This is a genomic window from Ruegeria sp. BC2 (genome assembly GCF_056539245.1).
Genome location: NZ_JBQFUQ010000001.1, coordinates 88,950 through 107,721, shown reverse-complemented (window position 1 = coordinate 107,721; position 18,772 = coordinate 88,950). Strand labels below are relative to the sequence as shown.

General features: G+C 62.6%; 18 protein-coding genes and 1 tRNA gene. 12 read left to right on the top strand and 7 right to left on the bottom strand.

Going from position 1 to position 18,772, the window contains the following annotated elements; translation table 11 throughout:
- Nucleotide 1 precedes the first annotated feature (1 nt).
- From paaK to paaG, 3 genes are read right to left on the bottom strand one after another with little or no spacing between them, the layout of a single operon-like run.
- The gene (paaK, locus tag ACR0CU_RS00485) at nt 2-1,312 is read right to left on the bottom strand and encodes a phenylacetate--CoA ligase PaaK (RefSeq protein WP_480642226.1); all 1,311 of its coding nucleotides are present in this window, start codon (nt 1,310-1,312) and stop codon (nt 2-4) included.
- A 15-nt stretch (nt 1,313-1,327) separates the two neighbouring features.
- The gene (gene paaI / locus ACR0CU_RS00480) at nt 1,328-1,756 is read right to left on the bottom strand and encodes a hydroxyphenylacetyl-CoA thioesterase PaaI (RefSeq protein WP_170445987.1); all 429 of its coding nucleotides are present in this window, start codon (nt 1,754-1,756) and stop codon (nt 1,328-1,330) included.
- Nucleotides 1,757-1,758: 2 nt separating this feature from the next.
- Nucleotides 1,759-2,544 (bottom strand): 2-(1,2-epoxy-1,2-dihydrophenyl)acetyl-CoA isomerase PaaG, encoded by a 786-nt coding sequence (gene paaG / locus ACR0CU_RS00475; protein WP_170444281.1) that lies wholly within the window; start codon nt 2,542-2,544, stop codon nt 1,759-1,761.
- A gap of 166 nt (nt 2,545-2,710) precedes the next feature.
- Between paaG and ACR0CU_RS00470 the strand changes: the two genes are divergently transcribed.
- The 12 genes from ACR0CU_RS00470 to ACR0CU_RS00415 all read left to right on the top strand — a co-directional run bounded on the left by ACR0CU_RS00470 (nt 2,711) and on the right by ACR0CU_RS00415 (nt 16,137).
- A complete protein-coding gene (locus ACR0CU_RS00470; RefSeq protein ID WP_170357008.1) occupies nt 2,711-3,730 on the top strand; it encodes a TRAP transporter substrate-binding protein in 1,020 nt (339 codons plus the stop codon).
- 56 nt (nt 3,731-3,786) lie between these two features.
- On the top strand, nt 3,787-4,293 hold the full coding sequence (locus tag ACR0CU_RS00465) for a TRAP transporter small permease (RefSeq protein WP_170444278.1): 507 nt from the start codon (nt 3,787-3,789) through the stop codon (nt 4,291-4,293).
- The gene (locus tag ACR0CU_RS00460; RefSeq protein ID WP_170444275.1) at nt 4,290-5,642 is read left to right on the top strand and encodes a TRAP transporter large permease; all 1,353 of its coding nucleotides are present in this window, start codon (nt 4,290-4,292) and stop codon (nt 5,640-5,642) included. Before ACR0CU_RS00465 ends, ACR0CU_RS00460 begins: the two co-directional genes overlap by 4 nt.
- A gap of 43 nt (nt 5,643-5,685) precedes the next feature.
- Nucleotides 5,686-7,716 carry a phenylacetic acid degradation bifunctional protein PaaZ gene (gene paaZ / locus ACR0CU_RS00455; protein ID WP_170444272.1) on the top strand — a complete coding sequence of 677 codons (2,031 nt, stop codon included), beginning with the start codon at nt 5,686-5,688 and terminating at the stop codon, nt 7,714-7,716.
- Between the two features lie 51 nt (nt 7,717-7,767).
- Nucleotides 7,768-8,568, top strand: coding sequence for a PaaX family transcriptional regulator C-terminal domain-containing protein (locus ACR0CU_RS00450; protein WP_170444269.1), 801 nt, complete (start codon nt 7,768-7,770; stop codon nt 8,566-8,568).
- A gap of 72 nt (nt 8,569-8,640) precedes the next feature.
- Nucleotides 8,641-10,122, top strand: coding sequence for a flavin-containing monooxygenase (locus ACR0CU_RS00445; protein WP_480642223.1), 1,482 nt, complete (start codon nt 8,641-8,643; stop codon nt 10,120-10,122).
- Nucleotides 10,119-11,093, top strand: a complete 975-nt coding sequence (locus ACR0CU_RS00440; protein WP_170444263.1) for an alpha/beta fold hydrolase — start codon at nt 10,119-10,121, stop codon at nt 11,091-11,093. The genes ACR0CU_RS00445 and ACR0CU_RS00440 overlap by 4 nt, the downstream gene beginning before the upstream one ends.
- Nucleotides 11,094-11,164: 71 nt before the next feature.
- Nucleotides 11,165-11,241, top strand: a tRNA-Met gene (locus tag ACR0CU_RS00435).
- A gap of 233 nt (nt 11,242-11,474) precedes the next feature.
- Nucleotides 11,475-12,854, top strand: coding sequence for an amidohydrolase family protein (locus ACR0CU_RS00430; RefSeq protein ID WP_170444260.1), 1,380 nt, complete (start codon nt 11,475-11,477; stop codon nt 12,852-12,854).
- Between the two features lie 4 nt (nt 12,855-12,858).
- Nucleotides 12,859-13,665: a DUF3299 domain-containing protein gene (locus ACR0CU_RS00425; RefSeq protein ID WP_254437513.1), complete on the top strand. Its 807-nt coding sequence runs from the start codon at nt 12,859-12,861 to the stop codon at nt 13,663-13,665.
- Nucleotides 13,662-14,843 carry a carbohydrate porin gene (locus tag ACR0CU_RS00420; RefSeq protein ID WP_170444257.1) on the top strand — a complete coding sequence of 394 codons (1,182 nt, stop codon included), beginning with the start codon at nt 13,662-13,664 and terminating at the stop codon, nt 14,841-14,843. The genes ACR0CU_RS00425 and ACR0CU_RS00420 overlap by 4 nt, the downstream gene beginning before the upstream one ends.
- A 160-nt stretch (nt 14,844-15,003) precedes the next feature.
- Complete coding sequence (locus ACR0CU_RS00415; RefSeq protein ID WP_217356748.1) at nt 15,004-16,137, top strand: membrane dipeptidase; 1,134 nt, start codon at nt 15,004-15,006, stop codon at nt 16,135-16,137.
- On the opposite strand, the gene ACR0CU_RS00410 is transcribed toward ACR0CU_RS00415, so the two are convergent.
- From ACR0CU_RS00410 to ACR0CU_RS00395, 4 genes are read right to left on the bottom strand one after another with little or no spacing between them, the layout of a single operon-like run.
- Complete coding sequence (locus ACR0CU_RS00410) at nt 16,134-17,246, bottom strand: alpha-hydroxy acid oxidase (protein WP_170340254.1); 1,113 nt, start codon at nt 17,244-17,246, stop codon at nt 16,134-16,136. The two genes, ACR0CU_RS00415 and ACR0CU_RS00410, sit on opposite strands and share 4 nt — an antisense overlap.
- Nucleotides 17,246-17,800 (bottom strand): sulfopyruvate decarboxylase subunit beta, encoded by a 555-nt coding sequence (comE, locus tag ACR0CU_RS00405; RefSeq protein ID WP_170339641.1) that lies wholly within the window; start codon nt 17,798-17,800, stop codon nt 17,246-17,248. The genes ACR0CU_RS00410 and comE overlap by 1 nt, the downstream gene beginning before the upstream one ends.
- Nucleotides 17,797-18,303, bottom strand: coding sequence for a sulfopyruvate decarboxylase subunit alpha (comD, locus tag ACR0CU_RS00400; RefSeq protein WP_170339639.1), 507 nt, complete (start codon nt 18,301-18,303; stop codon nt 17,797-17,799). Before comD ends, comE begins: the two co-directional genes overlap by 4 nt.
- A gap of 49 nt (nt 18,304-18,352) precedes the next feature.
- Entirely contained in the window at nt 18,353-18,763 is a 411-nt protein-coding gene (locus ACR0CU_RS00395) for a universal stress protein (protein WP_170340249.1), read from the bottom strand.
- Between the last annotated feature and the right edge of the window lie 9 nt (nt 18,764-18,772).

Sequence of the window (18,772 nt, the reverse complement as noted above, 5' to 3'; positions counted from 1 at the left end):
CTCACTCCTTGCCTCGGTTGTCGACAACGCGCTTGGCCTTTCCCTGGCTGCGCTCGACATCGCCGGGGTCCCCTACAACGATCTTGGTGGAAACGCCAACGATGTCCTTGATCCGCTTGGTCAGCATGCGGGCGGCGGCGGTCTTGCTGAGTTCATCGGCGGCATCGGGCATCGCCTCGACATAGACGCGCATCGCGTCCATGCGGCCGGATTTGTACAGCTCGATCTGGTAATGCGCGGCGATGCCGCCAGTGGCCATCACCTGCTCTTCGATCTGGCTGGGGAAGACGTTGACGCCACGCAGGATGATCATGTCGTCGCTGCGGCCGGTGATTTTCTCCATCCGGCGCATCGAGCGCGCGGTGCCGGGCAGCAGCCGCGTCAGGTCGCGGGTGCGGTAGCGGATCATCGGCAGGCCTTCCTTGGTCAGCGTGGTAAAGACCAGCTCGCCCATTTCGCCGTCGGGCAGAACCTCGCCGGTCTGCGGGTCGATGATCTCGGGCAGGAAGTGATCCTCCCAGATGACCGGGCCATCTTTGGTTTCCACGCATTCGTTGGCGACGCCCGGCCCCATGATCTCGGACAGGCCGTAGATGTCGACGGCGTGCATGTCAAAGGCCTGCTCGACCTCTTTGCGCATCGCATCCGTCCAAGGCTCGGCCCCGAACACGCCCACCGACAGCGAGCTTTCGCGCGGGTCAATCCCGACCTTGTGATACTGTTCCAAGATGTTGAGCATGTAGGACGGCGTGACCATGATGCCGTCGGGTTTGAAATCGGTGATCAGGGCCACCTGTTTCTCGGTCTGACCACCGGACATGGGAACGACCGTGGCGCCCAGACGCTCGATTCCGTAATGCGCGCCCAGACCGCCGGTGAACAGGCCATAGCCGTAGGCATTGTGGATCATGTCGCCCTTGCGCAGACCGCTTGCGCGCAGGCTGCGGGCCACCAGATCGGCCCAATTGCCGATGTCGTTCTTTGTGTACCCCACCACGGTCGGCTTGCCCGTGGTGCCGGACGAGGCATGCAGGCGGATGATCTGCTCGCGCGGAACGGCGAACAGGCCGAACGGATAGTGGTCGCGCAGATCGTTTTTGTAGGTGAAGGGAAACTTGGCCAGATCAGCCAGGGTTTTCAGGTCGTCGGGATGCACCCCGGCCTCGTCGAACCGCTGCTTGTACATCGGCACGTTGTCATAGGCATGGCGCAGCGACCATTTCAGGCGGTCCAGCTGCAAGCTGCGGATTTCATCGATCGACGCGATCTCGATCGGGTCAAGATCCGCTTTGTTCGGGGTCAGATCCTTCATGATGTCCTCCTCACCTCAAGATTCGGGAAACAGGGTGCCGTTGATCGCGCGGGAAAAGCCCCGGAACTCGGCGATCTTGCGGCCGTCCTGGTTGGTCACGGTCACGTCATAGATGCCGCTGCGGCCGGTTAGGCTCTGCTCGGTCGCGCGGGCGATCAGCCGGTCGCCCAGCCGGCCCGGCGCGATATAGCTGATCACGTTGTGCTGGGCCACGGTCGACTGGTTGCGGCTGTTGCAGGCAAAGGCAAAGGCGCTGTCGGCCAGCATGAAAGTCACGCCGCCATGGCAGATCCCGTGCCCGTTGCAATGGTGCTGCTGCACGGTCAGCGCCAGTGTCGCGGTGCCCTCGTCGACCTCGACCAGTTCCATCCCCGCCCATTTCGAGGCATGGTCCTGCGCCCACATCGCGGCGGCGGCTTTTTCGGCGCGTTCTTTCGGCGTCATGCTCATTTGCCCCAAAACTCCGGGCTGCGCTTTTCCAGAAAAGCTGCGACACCCTCGGCATAATCGGCGGATTCACCGCAGGTCTTCATGGCGTCGGCCTCGATCTCCAGATGATCGGTCAAGCTGTTGGTCGCGGCGGCCTGGATGGTCTGCTTGGTCAGACCCAAACCCAACGTCGGGCCGTTCGACAGGCGCTCGGCCAGCGCACGTGCCTCGGTCATCAGATCGGCGTCGGGCAGGGCTTTCCAGATCAGGCCCCAGTCCTCGGCCGTTTTCGCCGCCAAGGGCTCGCCGGTCAGGGCCAGCCCCTTGGCCCGCGCCTCGCCCAGCAGATGCGGCAAGTGCCAGCTGCCTCCGGTATCGGGGATCAACCCGACCTTGGCGAAGGACTGGATGAATTTCGCAGACTCGGCGGCCAACACGATATCGCAGGCCAGCGCCAGATTGGCGCCCGCGCCTGCGGCCACGCCATTGACCGCGCAGATCACCGGAAAGTTCAGCGACCGGATCAACCGCACCAGCGGCGCGTAGAAGGTGCGCACCGTGTGGCCCAGATCTGGCGGGCCGTCCATTTTCGACGGGTCGCGATCGGCCAGATCCTGCCCCGCGCAGAACCCGCGCCCGGCCCCAGTCAGCAGGATCGCCCGCGCGCCCTCATCGCGCGCGCCTTCGATGGCGCGGCGCAGGGCATGGTGCATTTCCTCGGTGAAGCTGTTCAGGCGATCAGGGCGGTTGAGAGTGATTTCCACATAATTTCCACGCCGCTGCGCAAGAATCGTATCGCTCATGGGCCGCTCGCTTTGCATTCGTTTCGATATTCTTCTTGCATTAACCGAACGGTTGGTCAATAAATTTCTCCGACGAAGCGCCGAATCCGGGCTTTCGGCCAGTTGATGGTTACAAAAAGGACCATTAACGCATTTATGACTCATGTTTTGGAGGAGGAAACCAGTCATGAAACTCAACGGGATCAAAACGCTGTTGGCGACGGCTGCCTTGGCAGTGTCTGGCAGCGTGGCATTTGCGGCGGATTACACCCTGACGATTTCCAGCTGGGCGCCGCCCACCCACGGGATCAACGCCAAGATGTGGCCCAAATTCGTCGAGATGGTCGAAGAGGCCACTGACGGCAAGGTGACTGCCGAGCTGAAGCTGGGCATCGCCCCGCCCCCGGCCCAGATGGACCTGATCATGGATGGCGCGGCGGATGCGTCGATCATCTTCCACGGCTATCAGCCGGGCCGCTTCGTGACGACCAAGCTGATCGAACTGCCGGGCTATGAGGGCTCGGCCGAGGCCGCCTCGGTCGCCTATTGGCGCGCTTACGACAAATACCTGAAGGCCGCCGACGAACACCGCGGCGTCAAGGTCATTGCCCTGCACACACACGGCCCCGCCCAGCTGCACACCAGCAGCCCGGTGACCTCGATGGACCAGATCTCGGGCCTCAAGGTGCGGATCCCCGGTGGCGTCGGTGGCGACGTGGGCACCGCGCTGGGTGCGACCGGCATCCAGGTTCCGGCCCCCAAAGTCTATGAGACGTTGGCCTCGAAGGCCGCCGACGGTGTGGTCATGCCGTTCGAATCGCGCAAGGGTTTCAAGCTGACCGAGGTGGCCCCGAACGTCTATGAGATGCCGGGCGGCCTGTATCGCGGGTCGTTTGCCTTCATCATGAACGAGGACACCTTCGCCGACCTGCCCGAGGACATCCAGAAAGCGCTGGAAGAAAACGTGTTCGGCGAACCGCTGAGCCGTGAGATCGGCAAGATCTGGGACGAGATCGACGCCATCGGTCGTGAAGCGACCCAAAGCACCGAGGGCAATGCGATCCACGAAGCCGCTGCCGAGGACATGGAGAAGTTCTCGACGATCGCCGAGGACGTGCGCGCCAAGGTTATTGCCGAAGTCAACGAAGCCGGCGTCGATGCGCAAGCCGCCTATGACATGATCAAGTCGGAAATGTCCTCGAACTGATCCCTGATGCGGGGCGGCACTGGCCGCCCCCACCCAGCCCCTTCCGGAGCCACCCGATGACCCCTCTCATCCAGCTTGTACGGCGCGCCAGCGTCCTGCCGGTGATCGTCGCCTGCACGGCCCTGTTCATCCTGATGGTGATGACCTTCTGCGACGTGATCCTGCGGTCGGTCTTCAACGCGCCGATCGAGGCCGCCACTGAACTGACGCGCATCCTGATGGCGATTCTGGTGTTCTCGGTGCTGCCCATCATCTCGGTCACCAACGGGCATATCGCCGTGGACCTGACCGACGGTATCTTTCACCGCCTGCGCCTCAGCCGCCTGCGTGATGCTGTGATCTACATCCTCAGCGGCGCCATGCTGTATTGGCCGGTCCAGCGCGTGTGGATTCTGGCCGAACGCGCCCGCGACTATGGTGATGTCACCGAATACCTCAGCATCCCGACATACCTCGTCGGCTGGTTCATCACTGCGTCGGTGGCGATCACCGCCGTGGTGATGATCATCACCGGACTGCTGCACCTGTTTACCCCCAAGACCCTGACGGAATCCACTCAATGACCGCTGCCCTCATCGGATTTGCCCTTGTCCTGATCCTGGTGCTGATGCGCCTGCCCATCGTCTTTGCCATGGGGCTGGTCGGCACGTTGGGCTTTGCCTATGAACGCGGCGGCTCGATCTTTGACGAGCGCGGGCTGAAGGCCGCGATGTCGATGGTTGGCCGCCAGATCACCGATACCGCGCAGGATTACGGCCTGTCGGTCGTGCCGCTGTTCATCCTGATGGGCCTGTTCGTCAACAAGGGCGGCATGGCGCGCGAGCTTTATGCGGTTTCCAATGCCTTTCTGGGCCATATGCGCGGCGGTATCGCCATGGCCACCGTCGCGGCCTGCGGCGGGTTCTCGGCCATCTGCGGATCGTCGCTGGCCACCGCCGCGACCATGTCTAAAGTCGCGATGCCGCAGATGCGCCGTTATGGGTATTCCGACGAACTATCGACCGCCTCGATCGCGGCCGGCGGCACGCTGGGCATCCTGATCCCGCCCTCGGTCATCCTGGTCATCTACGGGCTGCTGACCGAAACCTCGATCGGCAAGCTGTTCATGGCCGGCATCATCCCCGGCATTCTGGGCATCCTGTTCTACCTGTTCGCCGTGCGCTGGACCGTGTGGCGCAACCCTCAGGCCGGACCAGCCGGTGAACGCGCCAGCTGGGGCGAGCGCATCAGCGCGCTGGGGTCCGTTTGGGCGGTGCTGCTGCTGTTCTTCCTTGTGATCGGCGGGCTGTATGGCGTGTTCGATTTCGAACCCCTGAACCTGACCTTTTCGCCGACCGAGGCCGCAGGCATGGGCGCCGCCGGCGCCTTTCTGATCGCGCTGTTCCGCGGCGGGCTGACCGTGGGATCGACCTTCGAGGTGTTGAAGGAAACCTGCTTTACCGCCGCCGCGCTGTTCGCGGTGCTGATCGGCGCGCAGATCTTTTCGAACTTCATCAACCTGGCCGGCCTGCCCGAGGCGCTGATCGCCATGGTCACCGCCTATGACGTGGCACCCTTCGTCGTGATCCTGATGATCCTGGGCATCTACATCATCCTGGGCTGCGTGTTCGAATCCCTGTCGATGCTGCTGCTGACGGTTCCGATCTTTTTCCCGCTGGTGACCTCGCTGGGCTATGACCCGATCTGGTTCGGCATCATCGTGGTGGTGGTCACCGAGATTTCGCTGATCACCCCGCCGGTGGGCCTGAACGTGTTCATCCTCAAGGGCGTGGTGGGCGATGTCTCGACCGGCACGATCTTTCGCGGCGTGACCCCGTTCTGGGTGGCCGACATCTTCCGCCTGGCGCTGATCGTTCTGGTTCCGATCGTGGTTCTGTACCTGCCGCAACAGATGGGCGCGCTGGGTCACTGAGCAAATTTCGCCGCGCAAGGCGGCCCCAATACAGGAGCATCTCATGTCTCTGAAACAGATTTCCAGTTTCGCCGCGGGCCAGTGGGTTGCGCCCGGTGCCGGGGCCCGCACCATCGCCTCGGCCATCACCGGAGAACCCTTCGCCACCGCCGGCAATGACACGCTGGACGTGCAGGCGATGCTGGCCCATGCCCGCGACGTGGGCGGGCCTGCCCTGCGCCGGCTGACTTTCCATGAACGCGCCAAGATGCTCAAGGCGCTGGCGCAGGCGCTGTCGGAACGCAAACAGGCGCTCTATGACCTGAGTTTTGAAACCGGCGCCACGCAGAAGGATCACCTGATCGACATCGACGGCGGCATCGGCACCATGTTCGTCTTTGCCTCGAAAGGGCGGCGCGAGATGCCCGACGGCCATGTCTATCTGGATAGCGATGTCGAGCAGCTGTCGCGGAACGGCACCTTCCTAGGCCAGCATGTCTGCACCCCGCTGCAGGGCGTCGCGGTGCATATCAACGCCTTCAATTTCCCGGTCTGGGGCATGCTGGAGAAACTGGCCCCCACCCTGCTGGCCGGGGTTCCGGCGATCGTGAAACCCGCCACCAACAGCTGCTATGTCACCGAATTGGCCGTGCGGATCATGCTGGACAGCGGCATCCTGCCTGACGGCGCGCTGCAGCTGGTCTCGGGCGGGCTGGGCGACATGCTGGATCACCTGACCTGTCAGGACGTGGTCAGCTTTACCGGCTCGGCCGACACCGCGATGAAGCTGCGGCAGAACCCGGTGATCGTGACCAACTCGGTGCGGTTCGTGGCCGAGCAGGACAGCCTCAACGCGTCGATCCTTGGCCCCGACGCGGCACCCGACACGCCCGAATTTGACCTGTTCGTCAAGGAAGTCGTGCGCGAGATGACGACGAAGGCCGGGCAGAAATGCACCGCTATCCGCCGCATCATCGCTCCGCAGGCGCAGGTCCAGCCGCTGATCGCGGCGATCTCGGCCAAGCTGGCGCAGACCACGATCGGCGATCCGCGGCTGGACGGCACGCGCATGGGCGCGCTGGTCTCGAACGGTCAGAAGGCCGACGTTCTGGCCAAGGCCCGCCTCATCGGGCAAGAGGCCGAACGCGTGTTCGGCAACCCCGACGCGTTCGAGGTGGTCGGCGCCGATGCCGAAAAAGGCGCCTTCGTCCCGCCGATGCTGTTTCACTGCGCCGACCCCGACGCCGCCCGGCACGTGCATGACACCGAGGCGTTCGGCCCGGTCTCGACCATCATGGGCTATCGCGATCTGGACCACGCCATCGCGCTGGCCAATCGCGGCCAGGGGTCGCTGGTCACCTCGCTGATCACCCATGACCCCAAGGTCGCGCGCCAGGTGGTGATGGGCGCGGCCGCCTTCAACGGGCGGATCTACATCAACGACCGCGACTCGATGCAGGAATCCACCGGCCATGGCTCGCCCCTGCCGCACATGGTCCATGGCGGCCCCGGCCGCGCCGGCGGCGGTGAAGAGATGGGCGGCGTGCGCGGCGTGAAACACTACATGCAGCGCACGGCCCTGCAGGGCTCGCCCCGGATGCTGGCGACGATCGGCCGGAAATGGATTCCCGGCGCGCCCGAGATCCAAGGCCCCGCGCATCCCTTCACCCGCAAGTTCACGGACCTGCAGATCGGCGAGACGCTGCACACGGCGCCCCGAACCATCACGCTGGACGACATCGAACACTTCGCCCGTTTCACCGGCGACACATTCTATGCCCACATGGACGAGGACGCGGCGGCCAGAAACCCGTTTTTTCCGGGCCGCGTGGCGCATGGCTATCTGCTGCTGAGTTTTGCCGCTGGCCTGTTCGTCGAGCCGAACGAAGGGCCGGTGCTGGCCAATACCGGGCTGGACGGTCTGCGCTTCATGAAGCCGGTCGTGGCCGGCGACAGCATCAAGGTCCGCCTGACGGTCAAGCAAAAGACCCGCCGCACCGACGACTATGGCGAGGTGCGCTGGCACGTGACCCTGACCAATCAGGATGACGAGAAGGTCGCCGAATACGAACTGCTGACCATGAACGCCTACTGAGCGCACGGCAAAGTGTTTTTCTTGCACAGCCGGGCCGGATAGACTGGGCGCATGACCAACGCGCATCCGTGGTTCACCCAGGCCGTCGCCGAATTGGCCGACCCGCAGAATCAGCGGGTCTGGTCGATCATCGTGTCGCTGTTCGGTGACATGGCGCAGGAGCGCGGCGCCAAGATCTCGGGCGGGGCGCTGGGCCGCATCATCGAACCGATGGGCATCAAGCCCGAGGCGATCCGCGTCGCCCTGCACCGTCTGCGCAAGGATGGCTGGATCGAAAGCGACCGGGTCGGGCGCGTTTCGATGCATTTCCTGACCGAATATGGCCGCACGCAATCGGCCCGGGTCACGCCGCGCATCTATGCGCGTGACCCTGCGCCGGATACGCCGCTGCACCTGCTGATCGCCGAGGATGGCACTGGCACCCGGCTGCTGGAAGACATCCTGCTCAGCCACGATTACACGCCGATCGGCCGCAACGCCGCGTTGGGATCGGGGGCACCACCCGTGGACCAGGACGAGTTGCTGATCCTTGAGGTCACCGCCCGCTCGGTCCCGCAATGGGTGCATGAAAAGCTGTTTCCGCCCGAATTGCGGACGGCTTGCCGGTCCCTGCACGAGGCCGTGCGCCACGTGTCCCAAGGCCGCCCGGCCAGTTGGGAGCCCACGCCCTGTCAGATCGCCACCCTGCGCACGTTGATCGTGCACCGATGGCGGCGCGTCGTTCTGCGCCTGCCCGACCTGCCCGACGGATTCTGCCCGCCGGACTGGACCGGACCGGCCTGTCGTGCGCAGGTGTTCCGTCTGCTGGATCAACTGCCGCGCCCCCTGCCCGACGGTCTAAACCAAGACTGACCCAACGGCAGGTTTTCCTGGAACGCCGTTTGACCCTATCCTGACCTTGTACCTTTGGGAGGAGGTGCAGGCATGACCCACGACACTGACATGCTGATCGTAGGGGCCGGGTTCTCGGGGCTAATAATGGCGATCGAGGCCCGCAAGCGCGGCATCCACAACATCGCGATCCTTGAAAAGGCTGATGAGATCGGCGGCACGTGGCGAGAGAACACTTATCCCGGCGTGGCCTGCGATGTGCCCTCGCACCTGTATTCGATGGCCACCCATCCGAACCCGGACTGGACCCGCGCCTATGCAGGCGGGGCCGAAATCTGGGACTACATGCGCCGCGTTGCGTGTGACGAAGGGCTATACGATCTGTGCCATTTCCACACCGAACTGAAGTCGGCCCAGTGGGAAGGCACACATTGGCAGGTCGAGACGACCGGCGGCGCGCAATGGACGGCACGGTTCCTGGTATCGGCCATCGGCGCCCTGCACATCCCCAGCACTCCCGAGATCCCAGGAGCGGCGGGCTTTCAGGGTCCGGCATTCCACTCGGCCGAATGGGACCACACGGTGCCGCTGCAGGGCAAACGCATAGCAGTTGTCGGCACCGGCGCTTCCGCCGTTCAGTTCGTGCCGGAAATCGCCAAAACCGCCGCCCATGTCACCATCTTCCAACGCAGCGCGCCTTACGTTCTGCCGCGTCCCGACGGGCCGATTGCGCCCTGGGTCCGGCACCTCTATCGCCGCATTCCGCTGCTGCCGCGCATCCGCAGGCAGTTCATCTACTGGCTGTTCGAATTCCGCCACCGCGTGTTTCGCGGCGAAAAACGCGCGGTCGACTTTGCCATGAAGATGTGGCGCAAAGCGCTGGAGGAGGCCATATCCGACCCCGAAATGCGCCGCATTTTGACACCGGACTACCGGATCGGATGCAAGCGCGTTCTCAGCTCGAACGACTGGTACCCGGCGCTGGCCCGCGACAATGTCAGCGTGATCCCGCATGGGGTCGAGCGGATCGAAGGGTCCGACATCATCGCGACGGACGGCAGTCGGACGGCGGCCGACATTCTGATCTGGGGCACCGGATTCCACGTGACGGACGCGGTCCAAAGGCTGGACATCCGCGGCGCGGACGGACTGAGCCTGCAAGACGCCTGGGCCGAGGGCATGCAGGCCAATCTGGGCACCGCCATCGCCGGGTTTCCCAACTTTTTTATCCTGCTGGGGCCACATACCGGGCTAGGTCACAATTCGGTCGTTCTGATGATCGAAGCGCAAGTTGCCCATATCGGCCGGGTGCTGGAGGAGATGCGGCGCGCGGGTCTGCCCGCGATTGCGCCAAACGCTGACAGGCAGGCCGACTTCACCCGTGAAATGCAGGAAAGACATACTGACAGTGTCTGGCAGGCTGGCGGATGCACTTCGTGGTATCAGGACGCACAGGGGCGCAATACGACGCTGTGGCCCGGCACCGTTTCGGAATTCCGCAAACGTCTGGCGAAGGCCGGGCTCGAGCATTACCATCCCGTTGATCCCGCCCAGACCAAAGGACCGCCGACATGACCACCCTGCTGACCATTGCGCTGATCATCGGCGCCGCGTTGATCCTGATGCATCTTTGGACCCGGCGCCTGACGCGGATGGGAGCCCAATCCGTGCCTCAGCCCGGGCAGATCCTGCCGGTGAACGGCGGTTCGATCCACTATGTCGAACAGGGCGATCCAGAGAAGCCGACGGTGGTGATGATCCACGGGCTGACCGGCCAGTTGCAGCACTTCACCTATGCCATGACCGACCTTCTGGCCGACGACTTTCACGTCATCGCGGTTGACCGGCCCGGGTGCGGGTATTCGACCCGCGACCACGCGCGGCTGGCCACCTTGCCGGAACAGGCGCGGATGATCCACGAATTCCTCGAAGCCAAGGGCGTATCGCGGGCTATTCTGGTCGGACACTCGCTCGGGGGCGCGGTGTCGCTCGCCATGGCGCTGGACAATCCTGAACGGGTTCGGGCACTGGCCCTACTGGCCCCGCTGACGCATCGGGTGCCCAGCACACCCGCCATCTTCAAGGCGCTGGAGATCCGGACCGAATGGCTGCGCAGCCTGATCGCCAACACGATCGCCGTTCCCTTGGCGAAAACCACGGCTCCGCACGTGATCGGCGAAGCGTTCGCCCCGGAACCGGCCCCGAGTGATTTCCTGGACCGCGCCGGTGGCGCCTTGGGCCTGCGCCCGTCAGCCTATATCACCGGATCGCAGGATCTGGCGGGCGTGGACACCAGCATCGATGCCCAATCCCAACGCTACCACGAACTGAAGGTAGGGGGCGGCATCCTGTACGGGGCCGAAGATCCGATCCTGTCACCCAGCCAGCAAGGCGCACCGATGGTGGAATACGGGCTGAGCTTTAAACAGCTCGAGAACCGCGGCCACATGATCCCCCTGACCGCGCCCGAGGCCTGCGTAGAGTTCGTCCGCCGCATGGCCAACGCTTCGCAATCGCCGTCGAAACCCGCCAACACGGCCGGATGAAGAATCCCGCAATTTCGTGGCATTTCCCTCTTGACCCTCTTCAGCCCCTCCCTTAAATCGCCTCTCACCGTGGCGGAGTAGCTCAGTTGGTTAGAGCAGCGGAATCATAATCCGCGTGTCGGGGGTTCAAGTCCCTCCTCCGCTACCACTTCCCTAAAATCCTCGAGTTTGGCCTTGGGCCGCGTCCGCTTGGCCAGTCGCGGTTATCATCGACGATGCCAATGCCCTCATGCCACCCGTCTGCATCAAGCGGATCGGACAAACGGCCTGTTCGCCCTCCTCCAATGATCAACCCGGAAGGTTTGACTTTGGATGGCCGGCCCTATCATATTCAAATCTAGGATAATGATAGCCAAACCGGCACAAGCGGGAGGAACAGTGATGAAACGTCTATACCTTGGAGTGGTCTGTGTCCTCAGTTTCGCTTGGCCGGCGGCGGCCCAGGATGAAAAACCAGCTCAAACACTGTTCACCAACGTGCATGTCTTTGATGGCGTGAATGAACAGCGCATCGAGAATGCCAGCGTTCTGATCGAAGGCAACCTGATTAAGGCAGTATCAACCGATGCGATTGATGCCCCCAATGCGGAGGTGATCGATGGCGGCGGTAGGACACTGACACCTGGCTTCATCGAGCTTCACGCACACCTCATGCTCATGGGACCGTCTATCGCTTCCATGGAAACGAACTCAACCTGGGAGGATTTTGGCATCCATGGAACCAGGATGGCCGAGATGTACCTGATGCAAGGATTTACGACTGTAAGAGATGCGGGCGGCGCCAACGGCGGTCTGCGGAGGGCCATCGACGCCGGACAGATCGTCGGTCCACGTCACTATGCGTCAGGCGCGTTCCTCGGGACACGCGGCGGCCACGCTGACTTCGCATCCTTCACTTCGCCGCCGGGCGGGCAGACCAACTTCGGTAATCTGAACATGGCGCAACAGGTCAGCGGTGTCGATGATGTCTACTTGTATGGTCGTAATAACATGCGCATGGGGGCGACACAGCTGAAATTCATGCAGTCGGGTGGGGTGATCTCGGCGTTTGACCCATGGCAGTTGCTCGCCGGCTCCAAGGAAGAAATCGAAGCTGCCGTTCAGGTTGCCAACGAATACGGCACCTATGTCATGGCGCATTCTTACCGCAAGGAAGCAATCATGAACGCCCTTGAGGCCGGTGTAATGTCCATTGAACACGGCTTCTCCTTCGATTGCGAGATTGCCGAGATTATGAACGAGAAAGGGGCTTACATAACGACTAACCTCACGGCTTTTGATCCGGGTTTGTTGGATATCCCATCGGTCAAGAACGAGCCCAAGAGCCTCGCGAAAGCGATATCGGCGTCCGCGACTTTCGCGAACTACATTCCGAATATGAAGGAATGCCCGGTAAAACGCGGATTTCAGACCGATTGCGTGGGATCAGTGGAAGCATGCAACATCCAGATTGCTTATGAAAAACATCTCAATAACGAGTTCTTCGGACCGTACCAGTCGATGGTGACGCTTACGTCAATCGGCGGTGAGGTCGTAGCATTGTCAGGCGATTTTTCGAACCCTTACACGGCTGGCAAGCTCGGTGTGATCGAGGAAGGCGCCTATGCGGATATCCTGCTGATCGACGGCAACCCGCTCGAAGATTTCTCGGTCGTGGGTACAGGCGATCAGTGGTTCGGTGCGGACCCGCGGCCTGACAGCCCCGAGACCATCCGCCTGATCATGAAGGATGGCGTGATCTACAAAAATACGCTCAACTAGGGCCATGATGAGGATTCGCGGTCGGGGCCGCCATGACAAGCCCGCCTTTCTGAACTCCGTCGGAACTCTGCTGATTGCGGCGACGCTCAGCTTGGGTACGGGCGCGCCCACTTGGGCCGGCCTCTCGGTTGGTTGGGACGATCTGCCCGATCCGACCGTCCAGACCTTTGAGGACCCCTATCGCGACCTCAGCCCCGAACAGTTCGACGACGTCCTGTTCGTCGTTCGGCTGCGTGGCCGGCTGCAGCAGGATGTCGGCACGGACGAGGACCGCCAGAAGTGGCAGGAACTTCTGCACGAGACCGAGGATGCGCTAGCCGCGGGCGGTGTCGACGTGGACTGGCTGTTGGGTCAACGCCAGGTCGTGACCGAACGCAGGGAAAAAGCAGCCACGCTTGGCAACCCCTTGTATGACGGGCAAGAGGTCACGCTGTCCGGTTTCGCCATTCCGGCTCCTGCGGACGCGGACGGGCGATCCGTTGTCTATCTGGTGCCCGAACGGGGCATGTGCAGTCATATGCCGCCGCCGCCGCCGAACCAGATGATCCGTGTGATGCTGGATGCCGACTGGGTTCCCAGCTATGTCCACGAACCCGTCCGCCTGACGGGGCGTCTGACGATTTCGCCGACCGATCACCAGATGGTCGTGGTCGACGGGCTCATGCCGATGCGCGCCACGTTCCAATTGGAGGCAGACAAGGTCGAGACGCTCCAGAACCGCACCGACGGGCTGGAGTGGAGCGAGGACGCGACAGATCTTCTTCGGGCCGCGGGGCGGCGCAAAACCGGTGGTCAGGCGGCCTCGGAATGATCCGGCGGATTGCGCTGGTGCTGGCGGCCCTTGTCTGGGCTTCGGGTGCGGTCGCTCAGGGATTGTCAGGTCCCTCGTCGGTGAATGCCGAGCTTGAGCCCGGAGACGGCTTGACCAATCCGCAATTCCGGTCGGATTTTCCACGCAATATCGCGCCTGGATGGTTTGCCTGGAAGGATCGTCTGGCCGAAGACGGGTTCCGTTTCAACATTGACTATCTCGCCCTTGGGCAAACGACGGATGCCGACCTGGGCACCGGCGAAGCCGCCAGCGGAATTGCCCGTTTCTATGGCAGCTGGCAGGCAACCGAACAGGGTTCGTTGACCTTCAAGGTCGAACACCGGCACAGCTATACCGATGTCGCTCCGCAGTTTCTGGGCCTGGACGGAGGCGCGCTTTCGATCACAGGAACCGCCTTCAACGACACGGGTTTGCTGCTGACCAACCTGTTCTGGTCGCAGCGGGCCGCGGACGGGTCGTGGACGCTGCAATTCGGTCAGATCGACGTGACCGACTTCGTCGACATCTATGGCCTTGTCAGTCCCTATAGCGGTTTCCAGAACCTGTCGTTCAACACCAATCCGACGATAAACGCCCCCAACCCCGGGCTGGGTCTTGCCGGGGGCGTGCGGCTGGGCAGCAATTTCTATGCTGTGGCCAGTGTCGCTGACGCAAACGCCGATCCGTCCGATCCGAACTTCGACGTTTTCAGCGACGGCAACCTCTTCAAATCGCTCGAACTGGGGTACACGTCGGGCTTTGATCGGATCTATTTCGACAACATCCATCTGACACTTTGGCACGCGGATGCAGCCGATGACGGAAGCCGGGCCGAAGACTATGGCGCGGCCTTCTCCGCCGCGTGGTTCGTGGGCAACCAATGGATGCCGTTCCTGCGCGCCGGCGCGGCAAAGGGAACGGCGGCACTGTATGATCGGTCCCTGTCAGCCGGCATCGGGTACTACGGCCGGAACACCGATCTAGCTGGGCTGGGGCTGAACTGGGCCGAAGCCCGTGGCATCGACGGCGATCAGTTCACCCTCGAAGCTTTCTACCGTTTTTCGATTTCGCCCGGCTTGCAGATCACGCCGTCGGTGCAGTTCATCTCGAACCCACTGCTGAACCCCAGCCAGGACAGCGTGGCCCTGTTCGGCCTGCGGACAAGGCTCGTGTTCTGACGCTGGCCGGGTCTGCCCACTTGAGGCAATGCAACCCATGGAAGGACACTCGATGAAGCCACTGATGACTGCAGCCGCAACTGTCCTGACAATCGCCGCACCCCTTCACGCCAGCGAAGAGAGCAAGACCTAGGACGCATCGGACGAAGCCAGGCAGTTCGTGCAGGACACGATCGTACTGGGCATGCTGGCCAGCCCCTACGGAACCGGCTGGACCGAAGACGAACAACTGCACACCTACTTCCAACGCGCCCGGGACAACGGCATCACCGGCCATGAAATGACATTGGCCGCCGCTGACATGTCGTTCGACACGTTGCTTGAACAGCACTATCATTTCCGCGCCGCCATGGCGCAGCAGCCCGAGAATTATCTGATCGTGAATGAAACACGCGATATCGAGGCCGCGCATGCTCAGGGCAAGACGGCTGTGATCTGGAACAGCCAAACGGCAACGGTTCTGGATGGCGACCTCAAGAAGATGGCCCTGCTCAAGGACATGGGCATCAAAAGCATGATCCTGGCCTACAACGACATTTTCCGAACCGGTTCAGGGCAGTTGGCAGCTTACAACGGACGGGACATCGGTCTGACCCCATGGGGCAAATCCGTGATCGATGAGATGGTGCGTTTTGGTATCCTGCTGGACCTTAGCCACACCGGGTCGAAAACGGCCAACGACGCGATGGACTACATGGACGAGAACTATCCCGGCGTGCCCTATGTTTACACCCACTCGGTTCCGGCGGGGCTCTACGCGAATGAGCCCAACGCCACGACCAAGGGCTGTTACCGAGCCATCCCGGACGACGAGGCACTGCGAGCAGCCAAGTCCGGAGGATACATATCGCCCACATTCACAGAATGGATGATGGACGGGGTATGGCCCGAAGACATCTCACCCAAGCAAGCCGCCGATATGATCGACTATTATGTCCAACTTGTCGGCGTCGACCATGTCGGGATTGCGACGGACGATATGTTTTCAACCGAACTTGTCGTTCAGTTCGCGACCGCGAATGCCAGCATGTATGACGACGGCGGCTACATGATTGATGCGTTCAACAAAGGCGCAACCGGAAATGGTGAATTGGCCAAGATCCTTGCCGCAATAACCGACGATCTGTGGGCGCGCGGCTATTCAAACGAGGACCTCGCCAAAATCTACGGCGGCAACAAAATGCGCGTCTATGCCCAGGTCTGGGAGGGCAAGCCGCCCGAACGGTTTTTGCAGGAATACCCAGAACGCCTGCGGATGAGGCAGGAGTTCCAGAACCTGTTCCACTCGCGCTAGTCCCCGTTCGGTCGTTGAATCTCCGACAAGGTGCTGACACCGATCTGGGCCATGGCGATGTCCATCTCCTCGGACAGCACCTCCCACAACCGGTGTAAACCGGCCTCGCCGCCCGCCGCGACGGCGAATTGCAGGATCCGCCCGAAGAACAGGAAATCGGCACCGGCCATCAGCGCCTTGAGCGCATCTTCGCCGGATCGCAGGCCGCTGTCGTAGAACAGCGGATAGTCGTCGCCGACCGCCGCCCGGATCTGCGGCAGGACCGAGATCGGCGCGGGCGCGCTCTCCAACTGGCGGGCGCCGTGGCTCGAGACCTGGATGGCGTCGACTCCGGCAGCCTTCAGTGCAACCGCGTCTTCGACGTGCAGCACGCCCTTGACCACCAGCTTGCCCGGCCACCGGTCGCGCAACCTTGCCAGCGTGTCCCAATCGGCCATTGCACGGCTTTCGGTGCGGTCGAACGCGAACCCCTCCATCAGGAAATTCGCCATCTGCGGTTTGCCCTTCAGCAAGGTCGAGATCGACCAGCGCGGGTGCAGCGCGAAATCCAGAAACTGCCACGGCCCGACCCGGAACGGCATACGGAAGCCGTGGCGCAGTTCGCGCGGGCGGCGGCCGACTTCGGGCACGTCAACCGTCAGGATCAGAGTCTTGTAGCCCGCGGCCTTTGCCCGATCGACCAGCTTGAACGTACCGCCGCCATCGCCGCTGAAATACAGCTGAAACCAGGCATGGCCCCGGGCCTCTTCGATCAGCGCCTCCATCGGTGTCGAGGCCACCGTGGAAACGCCCAGCGGCACCCCGTATTGCGCCGCCAGCCGCGCCAGCATCAGGTCAGCGCCCGGAGCGGACAGGTTGCACATGCCCATCGGCGCGATACCAAAGGGCCTGTCGGCTGGTTGCCCGAATACGCGGGTTGCCAGTGACCGGGTACTGACATCGCGCAGGATCCGGGGGCGGAGGGTCATCGCGTCCAGCGCCGCGCGGGTGCGCCGGGCCCCGGCCTCGGACCCGGCGGCCCCGTCGATATAGTCGAACACCATCCACGGCAGACGCCGCCGGGCCAGGCGGCGGGCGTCTTCGGCGCTGTGGATGGCGCTTGCGCCCATCAGGCCTGAACGGCCTTCATGAAGCGGTCGCGGATGACGACCGGGTCCATCGTGATCGGCGGCATCTTGGCGTTTCCGCTTTCACATTTGCTGACGATGATGGTCATCTGGCGGGCGTCCAGCGCCTCTTGCAGCACGCGGCCGGTCTCTTCGGCCCGGCATTCGATCACGCGCTCGCAGCCCGCCGCCTCGGCCATCTTGGCCAGCGAGGTCTTCTGCCCCGCATAGGTCGGCTGATCGCCGGTCGAGCCGTACGAGCCGTTGTCGATGATCAGCAGGATATAGTTGTCGGCTACGTTGTTGGCGATGGTCGGCAGCGTCCCCAGGTTGGTCAAGATCGAGCCGTCGCCGTCGATGACGATCACCGGTTTCGGCTGGGCCAGCGCCAGCCCCAGACCGATGCTCGAGGCCAGCCCCATCGTGCCCAGCATGTAGAAATTGGTGGGCTGATCGTCGATGGCATGCAGTTCCTGGCTGGGGATGCCGATATTGCACACGACCAGTTGGTCACGCAGGATCGGGGCGATTTCCTTCAGGATTTCAGAACGGATCATTGGTCGCCATAGCCTCCCCAGAAATTGGCGTCGGTCAGGATCGCGACGGGCTTGTTGCACATGAAGGTGTATTTCAGGATCGCGTCCAGTTCGGCCACGTCTTCCTGATGGTGGAAATGGTAGGTCGGGATGTGCATCTGCGCCAGCAGGGCCTTGGTGTGAACGGCCATCTCGACCTGGCAGGCGATGGGCTCGCGTAGCTCGCCCCGGTACGAGATCAGCATCGGCAGCGGCATCCGGTAATACTGGATCAGCGTCGCCAGCGTGTTGATCGTGACCCCGATCGCGGTGTTCTGCATGATGATCGCGGGTCGCTTGCCGCCCATCCAGGCCCCGGCGCACAGGCCCATGCCTTCGTCCTCTTTGTTCGAGGGGATGTGGTAGATGGAGTCGTGGGCGTCGATCTCGGCGATGACGCCGGCCAGTTGCTTGCACGGCACCGTGGTGACGAACGAGATGTCGTTGGCCACCAGATCTTCGGTGATCTTCTTGTCTATGTTCATGTCGAAACTTCTGTTCCTGGGTTGGGGCGCCGAGGGCGCGATGGACGTGTCAGGCCCTGCGGTGGACGTGGACGGCACATTTTGCATGCCGCACCACGCGCGACGCGGTGGAGCCAAGGAAATAATCAGTAAGTCCGGGACGGTGCGAGCCGATGACGACGCAATCGAACCCGTGGTCGTTGGCATAGTCGATTATCGTGCGCGCGGTGTGGCCTTTGACCAGTTCGGGTTTTACGTCCGTAAGGCCTTCCAGCTTGTTCATCAGGACTTCGCGGGCGCGGGCAAAGCCATCGGCCACGGCGTCCTTATCCAGATAGACGCTGACCGAGCCCTGCGGCATCTCATAGACATGCAGCGCTACGATCTCGGCGGATCCGCCGCCCAATGCACGGGCGATCTCGAGCGTTTGCGGCGAAATGCCGTGGTCAAGCGCCATGGGGACAAGAATTTTCTTATACATGGTTACCTC